The 24,970-nt window shown below is 67.6% G+C and carries 28 protein-coding genes and 2 tRNA genes; 15 read left to right on the forward strand and 15 right to left on the reverse strand.

Annotated features, from left to right (window positions below; translation table 11 throughout):
* Window positions 1-13 precede the first annotated feature (13 nt).
* Window positions 14-253, forward strand: coding sequence for a cell division protein CrgA (locus E4V99_RS06340; RefSeq protein ID WP_135062390.1), 240 nt, complete (start codon window positions 14-16; stop codon window positions 251-253).
* A gap of 60 nt (window positions 254-313) precedes the next feature.
* Here the strand turns inward: E4V99_RS06340 and E4V99_RS06345 are convergent, their stop codons facing one another.
* Together E4V99_RS06345 and E4V99_RS06350 are read right to left on the reverse strand one after the other, a co-directional pair.
* Window positions 314-1,240 carry a rhomboid family intramembrane serine protease gene (locus tag E4V99_RS06345; RefSeq protein WP_135116720.1) on the reverse strand — a complete coding sequence of 309 codons (927 nt, stop codon included), beginning with the start codon at window positions 1,238-1,240 and terminating at the stop codon, window positions 314-316.
* 16 nt (window positions 1,241-1,256) lie between these two features.
* Window positions 1,257-1,814 (reverse strand): peptidylprolyl isomerase, encoded by a 558-nt coding sequence (locus tag E4V99_RS06350; RefSeq protein WP_135062386.1) that lies wholly within the window; start codon window positions 1,812-1,814, stop codon window positions 1,257-1,259.
* 100 nt (window positions 1,815-1,914) lie between these two features.
* On the opposite strand from E4V99_RS06350, the gene E4V99_RS06355 reads away from it, so the two are divergent.
* Together E4V99_RS06355 and E4V99_RS06360 are read left to right on the forward strand one after the other, a co-directional pair.
* A complete protein-coding gene (locus E4V99_RS06355; RefSeq protein WP_135062384.1) occupies window positions 1,915-2,493 on the forward strand; it encodes a DNA helicase in 579 nt (192 codons plus the stop codon).
* Window positions 2,490-2,972 (forward strand): YbaK/EbsC family protein, encoded by a 483-nt coding sequence (locus tag E4V99_RS06360; protein ID WP_135116721.1) that lies wholly within the window; start codon window positions 2,490-2,492, stop codon window positions 2,970-2,972. The genes E4V99_RS06355 and E4V99_RS06360 overlap by 4 nt, the downstream gene beginning before the upstream one ends.
* On the opposite strand, the gene E4V99_RS06365 is transcribed toward E4V99_RS06360, so the two are convergent.
* Window positions 2,947-3,537, reverse strand: a complete 591-nt coding sequence (locus tag E4V99_RS06365; RefSeq protein ID WP_135116722.1) for a TetR/AcrR family transcriptional regulator — start codon at window positions 3,535-3,537, stop codon at window positions 2,947-2,949. The two genes, E4V99_RS06360 and E4V99_RS06365, sit on opposite strands and share 26 nt — an antisense overlap.
* Before the next feature lie 67 nt (window positions 3,538-3,604).
* Between E4V99_RS06365 and E4V99_RS06370 the strand changes: the two genes are divergently transcribed.
* Window positions 3,605-4,009, forward strand: coding sequence for a VOC family protein (locus E4V99_RS06370; protein ID WP_135116723.1), 405 nt, complete (start codon window positions 3,605-3,607; stop codon window positions 4,007-4,009).
* A 25-nt stretch (window positions 4,010-4,034) separates the two neighbouring features.
* On the opposite strand, the gene E4V99_RS06375 is transcribed toward E4V99_RS06370, so the two are convergent.
* Window positions 4,035-4,469, reverse strand: a complete 435-nt coding sequence (locus E4V99_RS06375; protein ID WP_135116724.1) for an NUDIX hydrolase — start codon at window positions 4,467-4,469, stop codon at window positions 4,035-4,037.
* 52 nt (window positions 4,470-4,521) lie between these two features.
* On the opposite strand from E4V99_RS06375, the gene E4V99_RS06380 reads away from it, so the two are divergent.
* Window positions 4,522-5,091, forward strand: a complete 570-nt coding sequence (locus tag E4V99_RS06380) for a TetR/AcrR family transcriptional regulator (protein ID WP_167758087.1) — start codon at window positions 4,522-4,524, stop codon at window positions 5,089-5,091.
* Window positions 5,092-5,123: 32 nt separating this feature from the next.
* On the opposite strand, the gene E4V99_RS06385 is transcribed toward E4V99_RS06380, so the two are convergent.
* The 9 genes from E4V99_RS06385 to dnaA form a co-directional block, all read right to left on the reverse strand.
* Window positions 5,124-5,196, reverse strand: a tRNA-Ala gene (locus tag E4V99_RS06385).
* A gap of 13 nt (window positions 5,197-5,209) precedes the next feature.
* A tRNA-Ile gene (locus E4V99_RS06390) sits at window positions 5,210-5,283 on the reverse strand.
* 70 nt (window positions 5,284-5,353) lie between these two features.
* Window positions 5,354-5,758, reverse strand: a complete 405-nt coding sequence (locus E4V99_RS06395; protein ID WP_135062372.1) for a DUF3566 domain-containing protein — start codon at window positions 5,756-5,758, stop codon at window positions 5,354-5,356.
* Entirely contained in the window at window positions 5,755-8,352 is a 2,598-nt protein-coding gene (gene gyrA / locus E4V99_RS06400) for a DNA gyrase subunit A (RefSeq protein ID WP_135116726.1), read from the reverse strand. The genes E4V99_RS06395 and gyrA overlap by 4 nt, the downstream gene beginning before the upstream one ends.
* A 27-nt stretch (window positions 8,353-8,379) precedes the next feature.
* Complete coding sequence (gene gyrB, locus E4V99_RS06405) at window positions 8,380-10,416, reverse strand: DNA topoisomerase (ATP-hydrolyzing) subunit B (protein ID WP_135062368.1); 2,037 nt, start codon at window positions 10,414-10,416, stop codon at window positions 8,380-8,382.
* A gap of 122 nt (window positions 10,417-10,538) precedes the next feature.
* A complete protein-coding gene (locus tag E4V99_RS06410; RefSeq protein ID WP_135062366.1) occupies window positions 10,539-11,030 on the reverse strand; it encodes a DciA family protein in 492 nt (163 codons plus the stop codon).
* Complete coding sequence (gene recF, locus E4V99_RS06415; protein ID WP_135116727.1) at window positions 11,023-12,180, reverse strand: DNA replication/repair protein RecF; 1,158 nt, start codon at window positions 12,178-12,180, stop codon at window positions 11,023-11,025. Before recF ends, E4V99_RS06410 begins: the two co-directional genes overlap by 8 nt.
* Window positions 12,181-12,231: 51 nt before the next feature.
* Window positions 12,232-13,383 (reverse strand): DNA polymerase III subunit beta, encoded by a 1,152-nt coding sequence (dnaN, locus tag E4V99_RS06420; RefSeq protein ID WP_135062362.1) that lies wholly within the window; start codon window positions 13,381-13,383, stop codon window positions 12,232-12,234.
* 405 nt (window positions 13,384-13,788) lie between these two features.
* Complete coding sequence (dnaA, locus tag E4V99_RS06425; protein ID WP_135062360.1) at window positions 13,789-15,207, reverse strand: chromosomal replication initiator protein DnaA; 1,419 nt, start codon at window positions 15,205-15,207, stop codon at window positions 13,789-13,791.
* 307 nt (window positions 15,208-15,514) lie between these two features.
* Between dnaA and rpmH the strand changes: the two genes are divergently transcribed.
* From rpmH to E4V99_RS06475, 10 genes are all read left to right on the forward strand, one after another.
* On the forward strand, window positions 15,515-15,652 hold the full coding sequence (gene rpmH, locus E4V99_RS06430) for a 50S ribosomal protein L34 (protein ID WP_055952712.1): 138 nt from the start codon (window positions 15,515-15,517) through the stop codon (window positions 15,650-15,652).
* Window positions 15,653-15,661: 9 nt separating this feature from the next.
* Window positions 15,662-16,000, forward strand: coding sequence for a ribonuclease P protein component (gene rnpA, locus E4V99_RS06435; protein WP_135070643.1), 339 nt, complete (start codon window positions 15,662-15,664; stop codon window positions 15,998-16,000).
* Window positions 15,997-16,353 (forward strand): membrane protein insertion efficiency factor YidD, encoded by a 357-nt coding sequence (yidD, locus tag E4V99_RS06440; RefSeq protein ID WP_135070640.1) that lies wholly within the window; start codon window positions 15,997-15,999, stop codon window positions 16,351-16,353. Before rnpA ends, yidD begins: the two co-directional genes overlap by 4 nt.
* Window positions 16,354-16,359: 6 nt before the next feature.
* Window positions 16,360-17,499: a membrane protein insertase YidC gene (gene yidC / locus E4V99_RS06445; RefSeq protein WP_135070637.1), complete on the forward strand. Its 1,140-nt coding sequence runs from the start codon at window positions 16,360-16,362 to the stop codon at window positions 17,497-17,499.
* A gap of 16 nt (window positions 17,500-17,515) precedes the next feature.
* The gene (locus E4V99_RS06450; RefSeq protein WP_135070634.1) at window positions 17,516-18,025 is read left to right on the forward strand and encodes a R3H domain-containing nucleic acid-binding protein; all 510 of its coding nucleotides are present in this window, start codon (window positions 17,516-17,518) and stop codon (window positions 18,023-18,025) included.
* Between the two features lie 20 nt (window positions 18,026-18,045).
* The gene (gene rsmG / locus E4V99_RS06455; protein WP_135070631.1) at window positions 18,046-18,672 is read left to right on the forward strand and encodes a 16S rRNA (guanine(527)-N(7))-methyltransferase RsmG; all 627 of its coding nucleotides are present in this window, start codon (window positions 18,046-18,048) and stop codon (window positions 18,670-18,672) included.
* Window positions 18,673-20,149: 1,477 nt separating this feature from the next.
* Complete coding sequence (locus E4V99_RS06460; RefSeq protein WP_135070628.1) at window positions 20,150-21,064, forward strand: ParA family protein; 915 nt, start codon at window positions 20,150-20,152, stop codon at window positions 21,062-21,064.
* Window positions 21,064-22,044: a ParB/RepB/Spo0J family partition protein gene (locus tag E4V99_RS06465; protein ID WP_135070625.1), complete on the forward strand. Its 981-nt coding sequence runs from the start codon at window positions 21,064-21,066 to the stop codon at window positions 22,042-22,044. The genes E4V99_RS06460 and E4V99_RS06465 overlap by 1 nt, the downstream gene beginning before the upstream one ends.
* Before the next feature lie 94 nt (window positions 22,045-22,138).
* Window positions 22,139-22,492, forward strand: coding sequence for a tryptophan synthase subunit alpha (locus E4V99_RS06470; protein ID WP_135070622.1), 354 nt, complete (start codon window positions 22,139-22,141; stop codon window positions 22,490-22,492).
* A gap of 4 nt (window positions 22,493-22,496) precedes the next feature.
* A complete protein-coding gene (locus tag E4V99_RS06475; RefSeq protein ID WP_167758088.1) occupies window positions 22,497-23,429 on the forward strand; it encodes a hypothetical protein in 933 nt (310 codons plus the stop codon).
* A 135-nt stretch (window positions 23,430-23,564) separates the two neighbouring features.
* Here the strand turns inward: E4V99_RS06475 and trxA are convergent, their stop codons facing one another.
* On the reverse strand, window positions 23,565-23,888 hold the full coding sequence (trxA, locus tag E4V99_RS06480; RefSeq protein ID WP_135070614.1) for a thioredoxin: 324 nt from the start codon (window positions 23,886-23,888) through the stop codon (window positions 23,565-23,567).
* 61 nt (window positions 23,889-23,949) lie between these two features.
* Window positions 23,950-24,936, reverse strand: a complete 987-nt coding sequence (trxB, locus tag E4V99_RS06485) for a thioredoxin-disulfide reductase (RefSeq protein ID WP_135070611.1) — start codon at window positions 24,934-24,936, stop codon at window positions 23,950-23,952.
* Window positions 24,937-24,970 lie beyond the last annotated feature (34 nt).

Genomic DNA, 24,970 nt, shown 5'->3' on the forward strand with positions numbered 1-24,970 from the left:
CTAGACTGTCGGCATGGCACGAACTGGCAACGGCGACGACCCGATCGCCGAGCGCAGCGAAGGTGCTGCGGCACCCAACCCGGTTTGGTTCAAGCCGGTCATGCTGGGCCTCATGGTGATCGGCTTGATCTGGGTGCTCGTCTTCTACCTGAGCGGAACCAATCTTCCGATCCCGGGCATCGGCGCGTGGAACCTCGCGATCGGCTTCGGCATCGCGTTCATCGGCTTCCTGATGACCACCCGCTGGCGCTAATTACACGCGTGTGATTTTGTCCCCATGTGTGGATAGACCTGTGGATAACCGCCGGTCCCCTCACGTGTAGAGAACCGGCGGAAGGGCGAGGAGCCCGACCAGCACTCCCGTCAGCGCGATGAGCAGACCCACCCTCAGCCGCGCCTGTCGCGCCGCGCGGGTGCGTGCGTAGATCAGCCCGACGGCGGCTCCCACGATGAGCCCGCCCAGGTGCGACTGCCACGAGATCTGGATGGCCGAAAGCGCCCCCGCGAAGGATCCGGTTCCGGCCGCGGAGAGAAGCGCCAGCACGAACGGCAGCGCGAAGTTCACGCCGATCAGGATCGCGATCACGCGGATATTCGCGCCCAGATGCCGCCCGATCACCAGCAAGGCGCCGAACAGACCGAAGATCGCCCCGGAGGCTCCCACCACGGGCACGTTCGGTGCCAGCAGCGCGACGGCGACGGATCCCCCCGCTGCGCTGAGCACGTACAGCAGGAGGAAACGTGCGGCGCCCAGGAGCGGCTCGAGGCTCCGGCCGATGAACCACAGCGCGAGCATGTTCAGACCCACGTGCCAGAACCCGCTGTGGACCAGGGCGACCGTCAGCACGCGCCACGGCTGGAAGACACCGCTGACCTGTGGATAGATCGCGGGCGCGTAGAACGACAGGTACCCCTCGACGACCCGCCCGATCCCCGGGATCAGGGTCACGACGAACACCAGCGCCGTGACGGCGATGATGGCGTATGTCACCGTGGGGCGCCCGCTCACCGCGGTCATCGCCGCGGGACGCGACCAGCGCCGCTCGGCCTTGCGCTGCGCCGGTGTCGCCGCCGCGCGCTGCTCGGCGAGGCACTCCGGGCAGATGACCCCGACGGCGGCCTGCGTCTGGCACTCCGGGCAGATCGTGCGCAGGCAGCGCTGGCACAGGACGAAACTCTGCCGGTCGGGATGCCGATAGCAGAAGTTGTCGCGGTTGCGGTGGAACTCGTCCGTGGTCACCGCCGGGGCCCTCGGCTCAGACCGGAACGACGTCGATCGAGCTGATGACCACCGGCTCGATCGGGCGGTCGCCCGCCGCCGTGGGCACGGCCGCGATGGCGTCCACGACGGCCTTGGAGGCGTCGTCGGCGACCTCGCCGAAGATGGTGTGCTTGCCCTGCAGCCACGGGGTCGGGTCGGTGGTGATGAAGAACTGCGAGCCGTTGGTGCCCTCGAGCTGGCCCGTGATGGCGTTGCGGCGCATCCCGGCGTTGGCCATCGCCAGCTTGTACGGGGCGTTGAAGTCCAGTTCGGGGCTGATCTCGTCGTTGAAGTTGTAGCCCGGTCCGCCCACGCCCTGGCCGAGCGGGTCGCCGCCCTGGATCATGAAGCCGGGGATGATGCGGTGGAAGATGACGTCGGAGTACAGCGGTCCCTCACCCGGCTGGCCGGTCGCGGGATGCGTCCACGCCTGCGATCCATCGGAGAGTCCGATGAAGTTCTGCACGGTGCGGGGAGCCTGATCCCCGAAGAGGTTGACGACGATGTCGCCGTGGTTGGTGTGGATGGTGGCGACGGCGCTGTGGGAAGGCATGGGTACATTCTCGCAGAGTTATCTGCAAGCCCCTCCGTCCGTCGGAGGCCGCGTCTGGCAAGATGGGCGGATACGTCCCATCGATCGGGAGGGCACAACCGTGAGCGTCAGCCGCAAGCGTAAGAAAGAACTCCGCAAGCTCCAGGAGCAGGCGACCAAGCTCTGGGAATCGCAGCAGGTGCTGCTGAACCAGAGCGCGAACGTCGCCCGCGAGGCCGGGCGCCAGATCGGCAACTACGGCCGCGAGCAGGTGGTCCCCGTCGTACAGCAGAGCTACGGCAAGTACGCCGCTCCCTACGTGGACAAGAGCGTGCAGCTGTCGCGTCACCTGCTGACCGACAAGGTCGTCCCCACCGCGGGTGCGGTCGTCGGGTCCGCCATGTCGGTGTGGGATGCAGCGCACGACACCCGCGCACGTCTGGCCTCCGGCCGCGGCCTGGCCCTGCCGGACGCGAAGACCTACGCGAAAAAGGCCGACAAGTACGGCAAGAAGGCGACCAAGGCGCTGTCGGCGAAGTTCGCCGAGCCCAAGCGCTCGGGCATGGGCGCCGGCGGGGTCATCGCGATCCTTCTCGGGATCGCCGCTGCGGCCGGCGTCGTCTACGCCGCCTGGCAGACCCTGCGCGCCGACGACGAGCTCTGGGTCGCCGACGACCCGCTGCGCGCGCCTGACGCGTGAGCGATGACTCCACCTCGAGGGTCCGTGACGCGGCTGCCGCGCGCGGCCTCGAGGTGGAGTTGGTTCGGCGGCCCGCCGCATCCAGCCTCACCGAGGCAGCGGACCTTCTGGGCCTGACGCCCGCCGACATCGTCAAGACGCTCGTGGTGAAACGGGCGGACGACACGTATCTGTTCGCGCTCGTGCCCGGCGACCGGGCGATCTCCTGGCCGAAGCTGCGTGCAGTGGTCGGAGTCAACCGGCTCCAGCTCCCCGACGCGGAGCGGGCGCTGGCGGCGACGGGGTATGCCCGCGGAACGATCGTCCCGATCGGCAGCACCACCGACTGGCCGGTGTATGCCGACGAGAGCATCCGGGGACGACGCATCGCGATGGGGGCGGGCGCGCACGGCTACAGCCTGTTCGTCGACGCCGATGCGCTTCTCGCCGCCTACGGCGCGACGGTCGCCGACATCACCGTGGCGGCGCCGGCGAGCTGACCACCGCGTCGATCAGCCGGTCCAGGGACCGGTGGAGGGCTGCGCGCGCCTCCGCGTCGCCGACGCGTTCCATGAGCCACAGCGCGCCCTCGTTCATCGCCCCGGAGAGCAACTGCGTGAGGGCCGCCACGTCGCTCGCCGGGGCCACCAGGGCGACCGCCTCACGCAGCTCGGCGACGGATGCCGCGGCATCCAGTCCTCGCCACTCCGACCATCCGAGCACGGCGGGTGCCTCGACCAGAAGGAGGCGGGCCGCGGTGTCGGTGGTGATGCTGTCGACGAAGGCATGGCATCCCGCCCGCAGCTGCTCCGCCGGCTCGGTTTCGCCGTCCGCGCGGCGAACCACGGCGGCCGCGACGCGCTCGTGCCCCGCCCGGGCCGCGGCACGCAGGAGGCCGCGCTTGTCGGCGTAGTGGTGGTACACCGCACCCCGGGTCACCCCTGCAGCGCGCGCGATGTCGTCGACGGAGGCGGCGGCATACCCGTCGGCGGTGAACCGGTCGATGGCCGCGTCGAGGATGCGCTGGGCGGTGCGGGCCGCGTCGGCGGCAGATGCGCGTGGCATCCCCTTACTTTACGTGCACATCGCATGTATCCTCCTTTACGTTCACAATGTACGTAAAGGAGTCACCATGGCACTGACCGCTTTCTACCCCGTCGTTCAGACCGCCGAGCCCCGGGAGGCGGCGGACTTCTTCATCCGGAGTTTCGGATTCGAGGAGACCTTCGGAGCCGACTGGTACGTGAGTCTGCGACACGGTCCGCACGAGGTCGCCTTCCTCCAGGCCGACCACCCGACGATCCCCGCCGGGCACCGCGGGACGGCGTCCGGACTGCTGCTGAACGTGGAGGTCGACGACGCCGCGGGGGAGTACCGGCGGCTCGCGGAATCCGCAGAGGTCGAGATGCGACTGGACCTGCGCGACGAGCCGTTCGGACAGCGGCATTTCATCTTCGAAGGTCCGGGCGGAGTACTCGTCGACGTCATCGAGGAGATTCCTCCGGCGCCGGAGTACGCCGCCGCCTTCGCGAGCTGAGCCCGCCGTCCTGATCCATCCCGGGTCAGGGTCGATCCCGCAGCCCGGCCATCCGCAGCCCGATGTCGACGAGTTTCACCCGCGGGAGCGCCTCGATCTGCTCGAGCGAGAACCACTCGGCCTTGTCGGTGGATCCGCCGACCTCGTCGCGCAGCCGTCCGCCGGTGATGTGGGCGCGGTAGACGATCCGCAGCGCCTGGAGCGGACCGGCGGCATCGCCGGTGAGGCGATCGGTGGCGGGGATCACGCGGGAGTGGATGCCGAGCAGCTCGTCGAGGACCACCCGGAAGCCGGTCTCCTCCAGCACTTCCCGGCGCGCGGCGCGTTCAGGGTCTTCGCCGGGCTCCAATCCTCCTCCCGGCAGGGTCCAGGCGGCGTGGCGGCCCTCGTTCCAGTGCGCGAGCAGCACTCGACCTTCCGCATCCGCGACGATGGCGTACGCGGCGACCCTCATGTCCATGAATCCACACCCTACCCATCCGGTTGTCGCCGGGCGCTCTTATCATTGGGCCATGACGGCGGCGCGAAGCAGCGAGGCCGAGCGGCTCCTGACCCTGGCCGCCGAGCACATGCTCACGCACGGCGTGAGTCAGCTCTCGCTGTCGCAGTTGGCGCGGGCCATCGGCTCGAACAACCGGATGCTGCTGTATTACTTCGAGTCGAAGGACGCCCTGTTCGCCGCCGCGCTGCGACGCGCGTACGAGGGCATGCCCGCCGAGCAGGCGCTGCTCGCGCATCTGCAGCGCCCGGGAGACATCAGGACGCAGCTGGGGGAGGCGTGGCGCATGCTGCGGGCGCCGGAGAACGTCCCCTACATCCGCCTGTTCTTCGAGGCGTTCGGCACTGCCGTGCGAGACCCCGACGGAAACCGCAGTCAGCTGACCGACATCGCCGCGGTGTGGCCAGGCGAGGTCCAGCGAGCGTTCGTGGTGCACGGATACGCCGAGGCCGATGCCGAGGCCGCCGCATCCCGGCTCCTGGCGCTGTGGCGCGGATTGCAGTTCGCCCTGCTGGAGGGCGTCGACACCGAGACCCTCGACGACACGCACGATCGTGCGGTGGCCGCGCTGTTCCCGGACTGACGCCGCTGGAGGGCTCCGGGGATGCAGGAGTGTGGAGCCTAGCGGATTCGAACCGCTGACATCCTGCTTGCAAAGCAGGCGCTCTACCAACTGAGCTAAGGCCCCGGGGCGTTGAAAGTGGGGCTACCAGGACTTGAACCTGGGACCTCTTCATTATCAGTGAAGCGCTCTAACCGCCTGAGCTATAGCCCCGAATCGCGCTGACGCGCATGTCGTCAACCTCGTCGACTTTACCCGACGCGCGAGGTTTTTCCGAATCGGATCAGTTCGACGTGAAGCCGACGAGGAGTCCTCCGGTGACCTTCACCGCGAGGTTGTAGATGCCGGCGACCACGGCGCCCAGCACCGTCACGACGATGAGGTTGAGGATCGCGACGATCGCCGCGAACGCCATCACCTGTGGCAGCCCCACGAACGCCTCCAGCGACACGCCGCCGTCGGAGAAGCTCGTGAAGAACTCATCCACCCGGTCGATGAGGCCGGTGGTCTTCACGACCATGTAGATGAGGAAGAACGACACCACGGTGACGATCGCCAGGGCGACGGCGGCCAGGAACGAGAGCTTGACCGCCGACCAGAAGTCCACATAGACCAGCCGCAGGCGCACCTGCTTGGCACCGGTCTTGTGGGTGGACTTCTTGGCGAGCTTGTCGGCTACCGTGCTCATGCGTCAGTACTCTCCTCGGTGGTCTCGGCGGAGGCTTCGGATGCGGCCGCATCGACGGCGGGCGCATCGGCCACGGGCTCGGAATCCTGGGCCAGGGCGGTCATGCTCCGCTCGCTGTTGCGGGCGATCGCGATGATGCGATCGTCTCCACCGGCGCGGGCGAAAACGACTCCCATGGTGTCACGTCCCTTGGCAGGCACCTCGGCCACGGCAGAGCGTACCACCTTGCCGCTGGCAAGAACCACAAGCACCTCGTCGTCCTCCGACACCATCAGACCACCGGCGAGATCGCCGCGATCATCGCTCAGGCGGGCGACCTTGATGCCCAGACCGCCGCGGCTCTGGCTCCGGTACTGGTCCACCGCGGTGCGCTTGGCGTAGCCGCCCTCGGTGACGACGAAGACGTAGCCGTCCTCGGAGACGACCGATGCCGACAGGAGGCTGTCATCCCCACGGAAGGACATGCCCTTCACACCCTCGGTGGCCCGGCCCATCGGCCGCAGCGACTCGTCGGTGGCGGTGAAGCGCAAGGACATGCCGTGGCGGCTGATGAGCATGATGTCATCGCCCTCGTCCACGAGGAGGGCGCTCACGAGCTCGTCGCCCTCGCGGAGGCGGATCGCGATGACGCCGCCCTGACGGTTCGTGTCGTACTCCGACAGGCGCGTCTTCTTCACCAGGCCACCGCGCGTGGCCAGGGTGAGGTAGGTGGCCACTTCGTAATCGCGGATGTCGAGGATCTGCGCGATCTCCTCCTCCGGCTGCAGGGCGAGCAGGTTGGCGACGTGCTGGCCCTTCGCGTCGCGCCCGGCCTCGGGCACTTCGTACGCCTTGGCGCGGTACACGCGGCCCTTGTTCGTGAAGAACAGCAGCCAGTGGTGCGTCGTGGTGACGAAGAAGTGCTCCACGACGTCGTCGGCGCGCAGCTGCGCGCCCTTCACACCGCGTCCGCCGCGGTGCTGCGACCGGTAGTTGTCGCTGCGTGTGCGCTTGATGTACCCGTCGCGGGTGACGGTGACCACCATCTCCTCTTCGGGGATGAGGTCTTCGATGCTCATGTCGCCGTCGTAGCCCGGCACGATCTCGGTGCGGCGGTCGTCGCCGAACTTCTCCACGATGACGCTCAGTTCGTCGCGGATGATCGTCCGCTGACGGACCTGGTCGCTGAGGATGTCGTTGTAGTCCGCGATGCGGGCTTCCAGCTCCTCGGCCTCGTCGATGATCTTCTGCCGCTCCAGCGCCGCGAGACGGCGCAGCTGCATGTCGAGGATCGCCTGCGCCTGCACATCGTCGACCTCGAGCAGTTGCTGCAGACCCGCGTTCGCCTCCTGCACCGTGGGGGAGCGGCGGATGAGCGCGATGACCTCATCGAGCGCGTCGAGCGCCTTGAGGTAGCCGCGCAGGATGTGCATGCGCTCCTCCGCCTTGCGGAGCCGGTACCGCGTGCGGCGGACGATGACCTCGACCTGGTGCTCGATCCACAACGAGATGAAGCCGTCCAGCGGCAGCGTGCGCGGCACGCCGTCCACGATCGCCAGCATGTTGGCGCCGAAGTTCTCCTGCAGCTGCGTGTGCTTGTACAGGTTGTTCAGCACGACCTTGGCGACGGCATCCCGCTTGAGCACGATGACCAGGCGCTGTCCGGTGCGCCCCGACGACTCGTCGCGGATGTCGGCGATACCCGTGATCTTGCCGTCGCGCGCGAGGTCGCTGATCTTGACCGCGACGTTGTCGGGGTTGACCTGGTAGGGCAGTTCGGTGATGACCAGGCACGTGCGGCCCTGGACCTCTTCGACGTTGACGACGGCGCGCATCGTGATCGAGCCGCGGCCGGTGCGGTAGGCGTCCTTGATGCCGCGGGTGCCGAGGATCTGCGCGGCGGTGGGGAAGTCGGGCCCGGGGATGCGCGCCATGAGGGCTTCGAGCAGCTCTTCGCGCGTGGCATCCGGGTGATCCAGCGCCCACACGGCGCCGGCGGCGACCTCGCGAAGGTTGTGCGGCGGGATGTTCGTGGCCATGCCGACGGCGATGCCGACCGACCCGTTCACCAGCAGGTTCGGGAAGCGGGCGGGCAGGACCGTGGGCTCCTGCGTCTGACCGTCGTAGTTGTCCTGGAAGTCGACGGTCTCCTCTTCGATGTCGCGCACCATCTCCAGCGCGAGGGGAGCCATCTTCGTCTCGGTGTACCGGGGGGCGGCGGCGCCCTGGTTTCCGGGGGAGCCGAAGTTCCCCTGTCCCAGCGCGAGCGGGTAGCGCAGCGACCACGGCTGGACGAGGCGCACGAGGGCGTCGTAGATCGGGGCATCACCGTGCGGGTGATAGTGACCCATCACCTCGCCGACGACACGGGCGCACTTGGAGAACGACTTGTCGGGGCGGAATCCACCGTCGTACATGCCGTAGATCACGCGGCGGTGCACGGGCTTGAGTCCGTCGCGCACGTCGGGGAGCGCCCGACCCACGATGACGCTCATCGCGTAGTCGAGGTAGCTGCGCTGCATCTCCAGCTGCAGGTCGACCTGGTCGATCTTGCCGTGCTCGTGGATGGGCTCGGGGCGGGGCTCGCCCGCGCCGGTCGAAGCGTCGTCAGACATGTCTTCTCAGTTCTTCGTCGGTGAGGCTCAGATGTCGAGGAAGCGCACGTCTTTGGCGTTGCGCTGGATGAACCCGCGGCGGGATTCCACGTCTTCACCCATCAGCACGGAGAAGATCTCATCCGCCGAGGCGGCGTCATCGATCGTCACCTGCCGGAGCGTGCGGGTCTGCGGGTCCATGGTGGTCTCCCACAGTTCGTGGTCGTTCATCTCGCCCAGACCCTTGTACCGCTGGATGGCGTTGTCCTTCGGGATGCGCTTGCCCTCGGCCTGGCCGGCCACCAGCAGCGCGTCGCGCTCCCGGTCGCTGTAGGCGTATTCGTGCGCGTGGTTGGACCACTTGATGCGGTACAGCGGGGGCTGCGCGAGGTAGACGAAGCCGGCCTCGATGAGCCCGCGCATGTAGCGGAACAGCAGCGTCAGCAGCAGCGTCGTGATGTGCTGGCCATCGACGTCGGCATCCGCCATCAGGACGATCTTGTGGTACCGCGCCTTCTGGATGTCGAAGTCCTCGCCGATGCCCGTGCCGAAGGCCTGGATCATCGCCTGGACTTCCTTGTTGCCCAGGGCGCGGTCCAGCCGCGCACGCTCGACGTTGAGGATCTTGCCGCGCAGCGCCAGGATCGCCTGCGTGTGCGGGTCGCGTCCCTGTACGGCCGAGCCGCCGGCGGAGTCACCCTCCACCAGGAAGATCTCGCTGATCGAGGGGTCCTTGCTCGTGCAGTCCTTGAGCTTGTCGGGCATCGCGGCCGACTCGAACACGCTCTTTCGACGCGCGGTCTCGCGGGCCTTGCGCGCGGCCAAGCGGGCGGTGGCGGCGTCGATGGCCTTGCGGATGATGTTCTTCGCCTGCACCGGGTTGCGGTCGAACCAGTCGCCGAGCTGGTCGCCGACCACCTTCTGGACGTACGCCTTGGCCTCGGTGTTGCCAAGCTTCGTCTTGGTCTGACCCTCGAACTGCGGCTCCGACAGCTTGACCGACAGGACGGCTGTCAGCCCTTCACGCACGTCCTCACCCGTGAGGTTGTCGTCCTTCTCCTTGAGCAGGTTGTTGGCCCGCGCGTACCGGTTGACCAGCGTGGTCAGCGCGGCGCGGAATCCCTCTTCGTGGGTGCCGCCCTCGTGGGTGTTGATCGTGTTGGCGAACGTGAAGACGTTCTCGCTGTAACTCGTCGTCCACTGCATCGCCATCTCGAGCGCGATCTTGCGGTTGTTGTCCTCCGACTCGAAGTCGATGATGACGTCGTTGACGACCTCCGAGCGACGCACCTTGTTGAGGTACTCGACGTAGTCGACGAGTCCGCGCTCGTACAGGAAGCTGTCGTGCGGCTGGTGGGGGATCTCCTCACCGGTCTCGCTCGCCTCGACCGAGACCGCCTGCGGCCGCTCGTCACTCAGGTCGATGCGCAGTCCCTTGTTGAGGAAGGCCATCTGCTGGAATCGCGTGCGGAGCGTCTCGTAGTCGAAGTCGACCGTGTCGAAGATGCTCTCATCGGGCCAGAACGTGATGGTCGTGCCCGTCTCGTCGCTGGCCTCGCCCTTCTCCAGTGGCGCCACCGGCACGCCGCCGTCGCGGAACGACTGCCGCCACACGTGTCCCTGTCGCCGGACCTCGACCTCCAGACGAGAGGAGAGGGCGTTGACGACGGAGGAACCCACGCCGTGGAGCCCTCCGGAGACGGCATACCCGCCGCCGCCGAACTTTCCGCCGGCGTGCAGCACGGTCAGGACGACCTCGACGGTCGACTTCTTCTCCGTGCGGTGCATGTCCACCGGGATGCCTCGACCGTTGTCGACCACGCGCACCGCGCCGTCGGGCAGGATCGTCACGCCGATCGTGTCGCAGTACCCGGCGAGGGCCTCATCCACCGAGTTGTCCACGATCTCGTAGACCAGGTGGTGCAGACCGCGCTCGCCCGTCGAACCGATGTACATGCCCGGGCGCTTGCGCACCGCCTCGAGGCCTTCGAGCACCTGGATCTCGTCGGCGCCGTACTCGTGCGTGTTCTTGGTGGGAGCGGAAGCGGCTTCTTCGGGAACGTTAGCGGGGTTCTCGGACGTCATAAGTTCGCGCGCTCCATACAGGTCGGCAGATGTTCGTCCAGTCTACCAACCCGGAGCTCCCCTCCGATGCGTGTGCGGCGCTGTGGCGCGTTGAAATCCGCCCGGACAGCCCAGAACGTGGTTCAGCCGTAGGTATCGCGAGGACCACGGCCTGGAATGGCTCTGGGACCCCATTTCCAGGAGGGGACGTCCGGTCCGATGAAGCGGATCGCGTCGACCCCCGCCTCGGGGAAGCGCCGCATGATCTCCGACAGCACCTGCGCACGCATGAGCTGCAGCTGCTTCGCCCACGCCGTGGAGTCGGCCTGCACAGTGAGGAGGCCCGCATCCAGCGCGACCGGGCGGGTGTGCTGCGCGGTCTCGGTACCGGCCACCTCCTCCCACGTCCGGGCGATGTCCGCGCGTGCGAGCTGCGGCTCCCACCCGGCATCCCGCGTCAGGGTGTCGAGGACGTCACCGACGCCGTGCGGATCGCGCCCGCCCATGAAGGGCTGGTTCTCATCGGCCACGGGGCGGGGCCCGCGCCGGCGGCGGTACTTCGAGGGCTCCAGCCCGCGCAGGCGCAGATAGGTCGCGAGGGTCTCGGGAACCTCGGGTGCTCCCTTGTCAGGCATCCGCTTCCTCGAGGATGCGGCCGGCCTCGACCCGCACCACGTGGGCACGGAGGCCGTCGGGCACGTCCTCCTCCACGGCGGAGGTGACGATCACCTGCTCGTAGCCGCCCGCCAGCTCCGCCAGCCGCGCGCGTCTGCCCGCGTCCAGCTCGGCGAAGACGTCGTCGAGGATGAGCACAGGGTCACCGAGCCGGGACTCGGCGCGCAGCAGTTCGGCCGATGCGAGCCGCAGGGCGAGGGCGACGGACCAGGATTCGCCGTGCGACGCGTACCCGCGGACGGGCAGGCCCCGCACCCGCAGGACGAGGTCGTCGCGGTGTGGGCCCACCAGATTCAGCCCGCGTTCCAGCTCCGCCGCGCGCCGGGCGGCCAGCGCCGCGCGGAACTGCTCTGCGATGGAGGCGGGGTCGGCCGCATCCGAGGACGCCGAATCGCCTTCCTCGGGGTCGCCGCCGCGCACCGACAGCGCCCACTCCAGCCGGGGCTCGTGGTCGGCGCCGGCGATGGCGGTGTAGGCAGCCGCGACCGGCTCGGACAGGTCGGCCGCAAGGGCCAGGCGCGCCTGGATCACTTCTGTGCCGAGGGCGACGAGTTTGTCATCCCACACGTCGAGGGTGGACAGCGCGTCGCCGCGGATGCCGCGCGCCCGCGCCGATTTCAACAGCGCGCCTCGCTGGCGCAGCACACGGTCGTAATCGGCCAGCACCCCGGCCAACCGCGGTGTGCGCTGGATGAGCAGCGCGTCGGCGAAGCGACGACGAGCGGAGGGATCACCCCGCACGATCTGGAGGTCTTCAGGGGCGAACAGCACGACCTGCGCATACCGCGGCAACTCGGCGGTGCGCACGGCGGAGCCGTTCACGCGCGCCTTGTTGGATCCGGTGCGGTTCAGCTGGAGCTCCAGCAGCACGCGCCGGTCGCCATGGGCCAGCCGCGCACGCACGATCGCGGCCTCCGCCCCGTCGCGGACCATCGGTGCGTCGGAGGACACGCGGTGCGAGCCCAGAGTCGCGAGATAGGCGACGGCTTCGACGAGATTGGTCTTGCCCTGCCCGTTGCGGCCCACGAAGACATTCGGACCGGGGTGCAGCGAGAGGTCGGCGACCGTGTAATTACGGAAGTCGACGAGCCCGAGCTGCTCCACGATCATGCGACCACCCTAATTCCGACGTGCGACGCCGCGGACCTCGCGGCTCGAGCGTCAGCGCAGGAGGAGATTGGGCTGCAGCAGGTACTTGAACGACTCCGCGCCGCCCTTGTCGACCGAGGTCTGCGGGGTGATCAGCACGGGGCTGAGCTTGTTGGCGTTCTCGCTCGAGGTGAAGGTCACCCGGGTGAACTCGCTCTTGACCGCGCCGAGCGATTCCAGCAGGTACTGCGGGTTCAAACCCAGCGTCACGTCCTCACCCAGGAGCGTCGCGTCGACCGACTCCGTGGCTCGCGCCTGCTCGGTGCCCGAGGCATCCATCGACACGGAGTCGCCTGCGAACGTGAACCGCAGCGGGGCGGACCGGTCCAGCACGAGCGACACGCGGCGCACAGCTTCGGCGAGCTCTGCGGTGTTGACCACCGCGTGATGCTCCGTCTGAGCGGGGAAGAGGCGCCGTACGGGTGGGAAATTGCCCTTGATCAGCAGAGAAGTGACCGTCTTGTTGCCCGCGGTGAACGCGATGATCTCGCGGTCACCCGATCCGGAGAAGGCGATGGCGATATCGCCGCCGTGCGCGAAGGTCTTCCCGACCTCCTGCAGGGTACGGGCCGGGACCAGAGCGGTGATCGGCTCGTCGCCGGCGGCGGAGCCGCCGTCCCACGGGATCTCACGGAGAGCGACGCGGTACCGGTCGGTGGCCACGAGGCTCAGCGTGGTTCCGGTGACTTCGAGCTGCACGCCGGTCAGGACGGGGGTGACGTCATCGCGGGAGGCGGCGAAGGCGACCTGGGCGATCGCGGTGGCGAAATCCTCGGCCGGGACGAGGCCCGACTGCCCGCTCACTTCGGGGATCGCGGGGTATTCCTGAACCGGCATGGACGCGAGCGTGAAGCGCGCCGAGCCGCAGGACAGCAGGATGCCCCCGTCTTCGTCGACGGTGATCTGGATCGGCGCGTTGGGCAGGCGGCTGGCGATCTCGGAGAGGAGGCGTCCGTGCACGAGGATCGTGCCGGGTTCGTCCACCGTCGCCTCGATGGTCGTACGTGCCGAGGCTTCGTAGTCGAACGCGGCGAGGGAGAGCCCGCCTTCGCCGGCTTCGATCAGAACGCCGGCAAGGATCGGCTGCGGATTGCGCTGCGGAAGGAGCTTGACGACGAACGACACGGCTTCGCTGAACACATCGCGATTGACGTGAAACTTCACGGGTGCTCCCTCGGCTTCGTCTGGCGTACCCATGCTAGTGCCCGAGTCGTGTCTTCCCGGAAGCACCGTTCTCACCGTCAAGGTGATCGGGTGGATTTCCTCGAAGGGATTTCTCTTCATCTTGTTAACAGCTGTGGAAACTGTGGATAGATCGCGCGATGCCAGGTGGGACATGGGAACTACACGCGTGTGAGATGTGGGACGCCTGCGGAACGGCTTCGGAGAACGTCGTGTAATCACATCCGTGTAATTCCGCGTCCTCCACAGCGAAGAGGAAATCGACTCACATGGCCCAGGCGTGTCATCCACGGTTATCCACAGGTTATCCACACTGTGCAGAACTGCATGATGAAGGCACCGCAGAGCGGTGTCAAGAAGGCCCGGCTGCCGGGCGCGTCGCGTGGTTCAGCGAGAGCGGCCGAGCTGGGTGGTGATCTCGGAGACCTGGTTGTAGATCGAGCGGCGCTCCTTCATGAGGTCGCTGATCTTCTTGTAGGCGTACATCACGGTGGTGTGATCGCGGTTGCCGAACAGCTGCCCGATCTTGGGCAGCGACAGGCTCGTGCGCTCGCGACACAGGTACATCGCGATCTGGCGGGCCGTCGCCACCGCTTGGGAGCGGCTGGACCCGTAGAGGTCGTCGACGGAGAGTTTGAAGTACTGAGCCGTCGCCGTGATGATGTCCGTCGGTGACACCACGTTGGCGTCGTCCTGATCGATGATGTCGCGCAGCACGGTCTGAGCCAGCGACATGTCGAGGTTCGAGCGGTTGAGGCTCGCGAACGCGGAGACGCGGATGAGGGCGCCCTCCAGTTCGCGGATGTTCGAGGACACGACGCTCGCGATGTACTCCAGCACCTCGTCGGGGATCTGGAGTCGCTCGCTCTGCGCCTTCTTGCGGAGGATCGCGATGCGCGTCTCAAGGTCGGGCGCCTGCACGTCGGTGATGAGACCCCACTCGAACCGGCTGCGCATGCGGTCTTCGAACCCGGTCAGGAGCTTGGGGGCCACGTCGCTGGTGATCACGACCTGTTTGTCGTGGTCATGCAACGTGTTGAAGGTGTGGAAGAACGCCTCCTGTGTCTCCGCGCGCCCCTGCAGGAACTGGATGTCGTCGATGAGCAGGATGTCGACGTCGCGATACCGGGCTTGGAAGGCCGAGCCGCGGTTGTTGACGATGGAGTTGATGAAGTCGTTCGTGAACTCCTCGCTGGAGACGTACCGCACGCGGATGCCGGCGTACATGCTCACGGCATAGTCGCCGATCGCGTGGAGGAGATGGGTCTTGCCCAGGCCCGAGTCGCCGTAGATGAACAGCGGGTTGTAAGCCTTCGCCGGTGCTTCGGCGACGGCCACCGCGGCCGCGTGCGAAAACCGGTTCGACTGGCCGATGACGAAGTTGTCGAACGTGTACTTCGGGTTCAGTCGCGTGTCGCTGCGCGACGCCGGGGATGCGGCCTCGCCGGCATCGTCGGGCGCAGGGCGGGAGACGGCGGGCGGCGGCGGTGCCGAGGACTGCACGGAGATGGGTGCGGTCAGGTGGGCGTCGATGAGGTCCGGATTCACGGCGACACGGAACGAGGTGGCCGGCTCCGGCGCATCCACCTTGGTGAGGGCCTCGAGGAGAGGAAGACGGAGGCGCTTGTTGATCTGCGCCGCGGTGAGGTCGTTGGGAACGTCGAGGTACAGCACTCCGGCGTACACGCCGCTCGGGACCACGAGGTGCAGGAATCCCTGGAGCTGGGGCGTCACCCGGTCATCGGCGAGGAGGAGTGCGAGCACCGCCGACCAGATGGGGACGTCCGATGCATCGCTGTCTGACATGGCTCCCCCGAGGGTGGTCGATGGCGACGAATCGCGCCGAAACGGCACATCGAGCCTGTGGATAACTGACGGAGACACGCTAGTCAGGGACCGTTCGGAGAGCAAACCCTCTGCGGAAATCCGCCCCGCGTGTCCCCCCGAGGATGCGCGGTCGGGTTGGGGATAATGTGCGCCCGCGGATCCCCCGGTTTGAGTTATGCCCCGTCCCGACGTAGCCTTAGTCGGTTGACTTATGCCTACACGGCAGTCCCGATCCGCATCATCCCCGGTATGAGCTCCCGGGGAACACCACCTCCGGAGTGACCTCATGAGCAAGCGTACGTTCCAGCCGAACAACCGTCGTCGCGCCAAGAAGCACGGCTTCCGCGCGCGTATGCGCACGCGCGCCGGTCGCGGCATCCTCTCCGCTCGTCGCGCCAAGGGGCGCACCGAGCTGTCCGCCTGACCTGCCCCAGTGCTCGCGAAACCGAACCGACTCACCCGCGGATCGGATTACAAGGCCACCGTCCGGCGAGGTAACCGCTGCGCAGGAGCGCACACGGTCACCTACGTGGGTCGTGCCGGTGATCCCGCGGTGGCTCGGTTCGGTTTCATCGTGAACCGGCAGGTCGGCTCCGCCGTCGTGCGGAACACCGTGCGCCGGCGGCTGAAGGCGGTGTGCGCCGAGGTCCTCCCGACGATTCGCCCCGACGTGGACGTCGTGATCCGCGCACTGCCCAGCGCGGCGACCGCCGATTTCGCATCGCTGCGCGACGAGGTCACCCGGTGCCTGCAGCGGAGGGCGGCGGCATGAGCGTCGCGACCCTTCCCACCGCCTTCATCGGCTCGGGCAGCCTCACCGCCTCCGGTCTGATTCGCTCGCTGCCGCTGGTTCCGCGCAACACCGGACTCGCGCTGCTTCACGGCTATCGCGCAACGATCTCCCATCTGTACGGGGATGTGTGCAAGTACTATCCCTCTTGCTCGGCGTATGCGGTCGGGGCCGTCCAGCAGCACGGACTCGTCAAGGGCGCGGCGCTGGCCGCGGCGCGCCTGGCGCGATGCCACCCCTGGGCTCAGGGCGGCATCGACGATGTGAAACCACATCGCGCCTTCCGCTACGACCTCACCCCGCACGGTTTCGTCGTGCCCCCTGGAAAGGACTGATCCGTAATGGATCTCATCGGAATCATCCTCTGGCCACTCAAATGGGTCGTGGAACTCGTGCTCGTCGGGTGGCATGCACTCTTCACGCTCGTCGGCCTTCCGCCGGCGGATGGCATCACGTGGGTGCTGTCGATCATCGGCCTGGTGATCGTCCTGCGCTCGGCGCTGATCCCGCTCTTCGTACGGCAGATCAAGAGCCAGCGGAAGATGATGGAAATCGCCCCTGAACTGCGAAAAGTTCAGGAGAAGTATCGCGGCAAGAAGGATCAGCTCTCGCGTGAGGCGATGAGTCGCGAGACCATGGCGCTGTACAAGAAGCACGGCACGACACCGGTGTCGAGCTGTCTGCCGCTCCTCGTGCAGATGCCCATCTTCTTTGCCCTGTTCAGCGTGCTCAACGACGTCCAGAAGATCGCCAAGGATCCGACGTTCAGCGGCGTGGGTCTGCTCAACAACGAACTCACCCAGGAGTTCTACGACGCCAAGCTCTTCGGCGTGGCCTCTCTCCACGAGACGCTCATCAACGCGGTCGAGACGAGCAACGGGGTCGCGATCACGATCCTGGTCATCCTCGTGGTCCTCATGATCGCGTCGCAGTTCTTCACGCAGCTGCAGATCATCTCCAAGAACCTCTCCCCCGAGGCCAAGACCGGCCAGGCCTACCAGATGCAGCGGATCATGCTGTACATCCTGCCGCTGGCCTTCATCTTCTCGGGTGTGTTCTTCCCGCTCGGCGTCGTCATCTACTGGTTCGTCAGCAACCTGTGGACGATGGTCCAGCAGTTCATCGTCATCCGCGAGATGCCCACCCCCGGCTCCGAGGCGGCGAAGGCCCGCGAAGAGCGCCTCGCACGCAAGGGCAAGGCGATCGATTCCAGCGGCAAGGTCGTCTCCATGGAGAAGTACCAAGCTGAGCAGCAGCGCCTTCTCGAGGAGGCGGAGCGCGCGCGTGCCGCCGCCCCCAAGCGCCAGCAGCCCGTCGGTAAGCAGCGCGCCAAGAAGCAGGCGCCCAAGCAGCAGGGACCGAAGCAGCCCGCGCCGAAGCAGCCCGGACCGGGCGCGCAGGGACAGAAGCGCCCCTCTAGCGGAGGTGCGCCCAAGCCAGCGGACGGCTCTTCGTCTCCCGACTCCCCCACCACCTCCTGACGCACGAAGGACGATCATGACCTCCGAATCCACCGACGTCGCCCCCGCCGCTGCGGTCGACGTGAGCGACGAGCAGCTCGAGCAGGAATCCGACGTCGCGGCGGACTACCTCGAAGAGCTTCTCGACATCGCCGACATCGACGGCGACCTGGCGCTCGAGGTCCGCGGGGGTCGCGCCTACGTGTCGGTCGAGGCCGATGCATCCGATTCCCTGTCGCGGATCTCGGATCCCGACACGGTGCAGGCGCTGCAGGAGCTGACACGCCTGGCGGTGCAGAACCGCACGGGACGGTTCTCCCGCCTCATCCTCGACATCGCCGGCTCGCGCGAGACGCGGCAGCGTGAGCTGGAGGAGCTCGTGGACCGTGCCGTCGAGCGCCTTGACACCGGCGCATCGCAGGCATCCCTTCCGCCGATGTCGAGCTACGAGCGGAAGCTCATTCACGACATCGCCGCCGACCGCGGCCTCGCCTCGGAGTCCTACGGCGAAGGCGCGGACCGCCACACCGTGCTGCGTCGCGCTTGACCGTTTCACGTGAAACATCGATGAACGAGATCGAGCCCGAACCGGCAGCCGCTGCGACGCTGTTCGGCGAACGGATCGACCTGGCCCGGAGATTCACCGAGGCGCTTGCGCGCCACGGTGAGGAACGGGGGCTCATCGGGCCGCTCGAACCGGCGCGGATCTGGTCACGCCATGTGCTCAACAGTGCGATCGTCGCTCCGCTGTTCTCCGGCCGCGTGGGCGACGTCGGGTCGGGCGCCGGTCTCCCTGGCCTCGTCCTCGCCATTGCGCGCCCGGACGTGTCATGGGTCCTGATCGAGCCGATGGAGCGCCGTACTGCGTGGCTCACGGAGCAGGTCGAGGCCCTCGGGCTCGACAACGTGGAGGTCGTGCGCTCGCGCGGCGAGGATTGGGCCGGGGCGGGATCCCTCGACGCCGTCACCGCTCGCGCCGTCAGCGCGCTGCGCACCCTGATCCCCTTCACCGCGCCGCTGGTGCGCGATGGTGGCGAACTTATCCTCCTGAAAGGCGCCAGTGCGCAGAAGGAGATCGACGCGGCCGCCAAGCAGATCCGTGCGTATCGCCTGACGGACGTGCGGGTGGAAACCGTGGGCGCCGGCCTCCTCGACGAACCGACACGCGTGGTCCGTGCGCGCGTCCGGGCGTAGCCCACTTCGCGTACTTCCAATTGCGACTTTCGGCACGCGATCGCAGGCCTGAGTTGCCTGCCAGGTTCGGGCCGTGACCGCGGACGCAGCCGCTGTCCGTTTCACGTGAAACATCGCGGACGGTTGTGACCTCGGCGATCGAATCCGCGCGCCTGGGCCGCGGTGCGTCTCATCGCCACGCAGTTCGTCTCATTTGCCTACCGGGGGCTAGGCGTTTCACGTGAAACATCGGCCACCGGGGTGTCCCGCGGATGCATTGCGGCTGCGTTGGTTCTCGGCCCGTTGCGCGTCGGATGCTTCACGCGTGAGCGCTGCAACCCGGTGCCTCACGCAGAACTCAGGCGATTCGCCTTGTCGGGGGCGACGCCAGTCGCGGAGAGTCGATTCGACCTGAGTTCCGAGCGGTGGGACGTTAGGCTCCGCCGGCGTGTGAGCCGTGTGCGCCCCAACACCCCATCCTTCTACGGCGCGAGGCCTGCGGTTTCACGTGAAACATCAGCTCCGGAGTGCGCCGCATGGATTGCAGCTGTGTTGCGCTACGGCGCCAGGGAGGGTCGGACACTTCATCAGAGCCCGCGGCAACACTCGGTCGCTCGCGCAGAACTCAGGCGATTCAGGCTGAGGGTGACCAGTGCGGCGGCGCACACCCGATCGGGTCTGAACTCTGCTCGGAGACGGGTCGTGAACAGCGTTCGCAGCCTGCTGCGGAGTGTCGAGTACGGTGACGAGGACCGCGCCGGGCGGGATGCCTCGTGGGAGCACTGACCCCGAAAGACGGTCTGATTCGGCGCAGCCGTCGCCCGCTGCGCGACCAGCCGCGGTCTGTGGTGGGAGCCGCCATCCGAGCCCGCCCCTCTGAACTCACGCGATGATGCCGTCTAATTTCCGATGACGCCGGAATCTCCCGCATTCGCCCGAGTTCTGCACGGTCTAAGCAACTGCGCCAACCGACCGCCCGACGACCGACGGCGAATAGCCGTCGAACCGACAACCGACAAGCACGGATGCGTCGGGGGTGGTGACGCACGCGCGGCCTTCCTGTCGCCGTGCAGGAGATCCGGTCCCGGGCGCGGGATCAAGCCGCCGGGGGGTGGATCGCGCCTGAGTTCTGCTCCACTGCCGACCGTGGGGACAACTGAGGCGATGACGTCGGTCGTGAGGCACGCGGGGCCGCCGTGTCGATGGGTTCGGAGTGCGGGCGGCGCGACACGGCGCTTCGGCGGGAGGTGAGTTCGTCAGGCCGCCGGTCCAGAACTCGGGCGAATCCAGCTGCTGGCGCCGAAGACCGGGGCGAAACCACCGTTTCGCCTGAGTTCTGCGCGACGCGCGCGGGTGTTGGCGCACCGCTGGCGCCCGAAAGTTTCACGTGAAACATCCGCGGCCGGGATCCGCGCGCGTCAGCCTGCCGTCGGGGGGTGTCACTCGCCGCGGGTAGACTGGAGCGTCTGGATCCGACCGGCAAGGGAGAGCGTTTCACGTGAAACAATCCGACGACTCCGGGTCCGGCATCACGTTCGACTCTCCGATCGCCCGTGAGTTGGCGGATCTCTCCGCCCGGCGACGAGCTCTGGAAGAAGTGGCGGTCGAAATGCCGACGCGCACCCGTGTCTTCACCGTGTCGAACCAGAAGGGCGGCGTGGGAAAGACCACGACCGCAGTCAACCTGGCGGCGGCGCTGGCCGGCGTCGGTGCCCGCGTGCTGGTGATCGACCTCGACCCGCAGGGCAACGCCTCCACCGCACTCGGGGTTCCGCACACGGCCGACACCCCGAGTGTCTACGACGTACTCATTGACGAGTTCCCGCTCGCCGACATCGTGCAGAAGAGCCCGGAGTCCGACAATCTCTTCTGCGCGCCGAGCACGATCCACCTCGCCGGTGCAGAGATCGAGCTGGTCTCCCAGGTCGCGCGCGAGCACCGCCTGCGCACGGCGCTCGACGATTACCTCGCCTCCGATGAGCACCGCATGGATTTCGTGATCATCGACTGCCCACCATCGCTGGGTCTGCTCACGATCAACGCCTTCACCGCAGCATCCGAGGTGCTCATCCCGATCCAGTGCGAGTACTACGCGCTCGAAGGCCTCAGCCAGCTGCTAGGAAGCGTCCGGATGATCCAGCGCCACCTCAACACCGGCCTCCACGTGTCGACCATCATGCTGACGATGTATGACGGGCGCACGCGCCTGGCGCAGCAGGTGGCGGAAGAGGTGCGCTCGCATTTCCCCGAGGAGGTCCTCCGGACGGTGATCCCGCGCTCGGTGCGCGTGTCGGAGGCTCCCAGCTTCGGACAGACGGTGATCGCCTACGACGGGCAATCCGCCGGTGCAGTCGCCTACCGTGAGGCAGCGGTGGAGATCATTCAACGTGGCACGAAAGAGAAGGAATCCTGATGGCGAAGCGGACTGGACTGGGACGGGGGATCGGCGCGCTGATCCCGACGACGGAACTGTCGGAGGCGCGGCCGGTCGACGTCTTCTTCCCCGGCGCGGCGGAGAGTGCATCGGCCGACGCGGCGGCCGAGCGTGCGGCAGCGGAGAAGGCGGAGCAGCAGAGCGACCTGGTTGCCGTTCCCGGGGCGCGCCTGCTCCACATCGACCCGCATTCGGTCGTCCCCAACCCCCGCCAGCCCCGTACCCACTTCGATGCCGATGACCTCGCCGAGCTGGTCCACAGTGTTCGCGAGTTCGGGGTCCTGCAGCCCATCGTCGTGCGCGACGTGGGGGAGGGGCGATATGAGCTCATCATGGGTGAGCGTCGTACCCGCGCCGCGCGGGATGCGGGCCTGACGTCGATCCCCGCCGTCGTCCGCGACACCGCCGACGAGCACCTGCTTCGCGACGCGCTGCTGGAGAACCTGCATCGGTCGCAGCTGAACCCGCTGGAAGAGGCCTCCGCGTACCAGCAGCTGCTCGAGGATTTCGGAATCACACAGGAAGAGCTCGCGTCCCGGATCGGGCGGTCGCGACCGCAGATCAGCAACACGATCCGGCTCCTGCGCCTGCCTGTACCGGTTCAGCAGCGCGTCGCCGCCGGCGTTCTCAGCGCCGGCCATGCGCGTGCGATCCTGTCGCTCGAGGACGAGGCCTCGATGCGCAAGCTCGCCGACAAGATCGTGAACGAGGATCTCTCGGTGCGTGCCGCCGAGGCGGCGGCGAAGAGCACGGACGCCGGCGTGCGCCGCACGGCACCCAAGCCGGGTACCCGGCGCGGTCACCTTGAGGAGGTGGCGGAGCGCCTTGGCGACCGACTGAACACACGCGTCCGCGTGTCTCTCTCGGCCAAGAAAGGCCAGGTCGTGATCGATTTCGCGACCATTCAGGACCTCAACCGGATCCTGGCGGAGCTGGGCGAGGACGGATTCGGCGGCTGAGGCGATCGTTCATGCCTGAGGAGGCATGAACCTGGATTGTCCCCGGTTCGGCCGCGGCGGTCGATGTGACGGCGGGCGGTCGTACGCTGGATGCATGGCATCTCACGACCACTCCCCGCGCCGCAGAGCGAGCCTGGAGTTGTTGCGCGCGGAGGCGGCCGACGAATTGTCGGTGCTGGTGCACGAGCGTCTCATGGGCGGTGAAGACCCGTGGGACTTCATGGAGGACCTCCCTACGGTCGATGAACTCGTCGTGCTCATCCTGAGGGCCGAGAACATCACGGAGAACGGTGGGGTCCGTCCCACTCGCGCACGTCACTACCGGGTCCTGCGTCAGATCGCCATCGATTACCCACCGCTCACGCGCGCGGTATGGCGCCTGCTCGGAGAGGACGAGTCCCACCGGCGGTGGGACGCCTCGGTGAACGCCTCGACCCAGGGCATCTAGGCTCGTGCCGCACACATCCAGTGGCCGGATCCCCTTCCGTGACATGGCGCTGTCGAACGTGAAGAGGAAACCGCCCCTCCGGCTGCCTGGGGACGACGCGACGATCGCGCGCCTGGCTGCGCGGGCGCGCGCGGTCATCGCCGCGGATCCGTCGATGACCGGCCTGCTGACCTCGACGTCCTCGCTCGCCCGTGAGCGTGCGAAGCGGGTCGCCGTCGCCGCGGTCGACGCCGAGAAGCCGCAGCAGCAGGCTGCTACGCCCGTGCCGAGCCCGGACGTGTGGATATGGCTGGCGGGGGTCGGCATTGCGGCGGTCGTCGTCTCGGCGGCGATGATGTACGCGCCGTTGCGGGGTGTCCGTCTCGATCAGACCGAAGCGGTGCCGCTCATGCTGACGTCCTCGATCCTCGCGATCGTCGCCCTCGGCGCTGCCGCGCTGCTGCGGCCACCGGCGCGGGACAGTTCGGGGTCGGCATCGGTGATGTCTGTGATCGCCGCGGGCGCGCTGGTCGTCGTCATCGGGTACCGGACCGTGGTCGGGACGTCCGGGGGAACCGCCTACTCTGCGGCGCAGCTGCAGCTCTGGTTCGTCTTCACATTCGCACAGCTCGCGCTCCTCATCGTCGTCGCCCTGCGGGCGCGGCGTGCGGGCGCGCGCGCGAAGCTCGCCGCGGGCGTCAACTGGCGCGGAGACCCCGAATGGCGCCGTGAGACGAAGCGGCTGCTCGAGTACGCGGCGACGCTGGCCCGCACACAGCCGGACGGGACGGCGGCGCGAGAGGACCTGCGTCAGCGCTGGGAGGCGGACCTCGCCGAGACGACCGACGTCCCGGCCGACGTCCTCGCAGAGGCGCGGGCCATCGGCCCGGGGGGGTGGCTCGTGTGGGCGGCGTACGACGGCGAGATCGACATCAGCGCAGGTGGTGCGCGCCGCTGACCGGCGCGTGAGCGCGGTGAGAGTCTTCCTCCTCGCCTCCCCGGTCGGTCAGTTCACTCCGACGCATCCTGAGCCTCCCGACACGGAGAACCCCCGGTCGCCGTGCGGCGCCGGGGGTTCGTCGAAGGATGCTGCTCAGCCGATGTACTGCGCGAGGTCCTTCTCGAGGGCGAACTTCGGCTTGGCGCCGATGATGGTCGTCTTGACCTCGCCACCCTGGAAGACCTTCATCGCCGGGATCGACGTGATCTGGTACTTCATGGCCAGGTCGGGGTTCTCATCCACGTTGAGCTTGAGAACGGTGATCTTCTCGGGGTTCTCGGCCTGGATCTCGTCCAGGATGGGGGACACCATGCGGCACGGACCGCACCACTCGGCCCAGAAATCCACCAGCACGGGACCTTCGGCGTTCAGCACGTCCTGCTCGAAGGACGCGGAGGTCGTTGCCTTAGCGCTCATCTTGATCTCCTTTTCGGGAAGCTTGTCTTAGCGGTAACGCGCCGGCGCGCGTGATTGTTCCTCAGGCGGCTTCGGCGCCGGGGAGGCCTTCGATCTGGTCTTCGGTCACCTCGGGCTGGCCCGCCTGGCCCCGCGCCGCGAGGTAGTGCTCGACGTCGAGGGCTGCCACCGTGCCGGTGCCGGCGGCGGTGATGGCCTGCCGGTAAGTGGGGTCGATGACATCTCCGGCGGCGAAGACGCCGGGTACCGAGGTGCGCGAGGAGCGGCCGTCGACCCAGATCGTCCCCTCGGGGGTCAGCTCGAGGATGCCGTGCACGAGGTGCGTGCGAGGGTCGTTTCCGATCGCGACGAACAGGCCGTCCAGCGGCAGCTGGCGCGTGGATCCGTCGACGGTGGAGCGCAGCACCACGCCGTTGACCGCATCCTCACCGAGGATGTCGGCGACCTCGGAGTTCCAGATGAACTCGATCTTGTCGTTGCTCATCGCGCGCTCCTGCATGATCTTCGAGGCGCGGAGGGTGTCCTTGCGGTGGATGATGTAGACCTTCGACGCGAACTTCGTCAGGAAGGTCGCCTCCTCCATCGCGGAGTCGCCGCCGCCGACGACGGCGATCGTACGGTCACGGAAGAAGAAGCCGTCGCACGTCGCACACCACGACACGCCTCTGCCGGAGAGGCGCTCCTCGCCCGCAAGGCCGAGCTTGCGATACGCCGAGCCCGTGGCGTAGATGACGGATGCGGCGGTGTGCACCGCCCCGCTGCCCAGCGTGACGGTCTTGACGTCGCCCTTGAGGTCGAGTGAGACGACGTCGTCGTAGACCACCTCGGCGCCGAAGCGCTCGGCTTGCTCCTGCATGCGGGTCATGAGGTCGGGCCCCTGGATGCCCTCGGGGAAGCCGGGGAAGTTCTCCACGTCGGTGGTGTTCATGAGTTCACCACCGGCCTCGACGGAGCTGGCGACCACGAGCGGCTCGAGGTTGGCCCGAGCGGCGTAGATGGCCGCGGTGTAGCCTGCGGGGCCGGATCCGATGATGATGACGTGACGCACGTGCGTCGCCCCCTTCGTGTGTTTCCTCGAGTGT

This window comes from Microbacterium sp. dk485 (assembly GCF_004570445.1).
GTDB classification, from domain to species: Bacteria; Actinomycetota; Actinomycetes; order Actinomycetales; family Microbacteriaceae; genus Microbacterium; species Microbacterium wangchenii.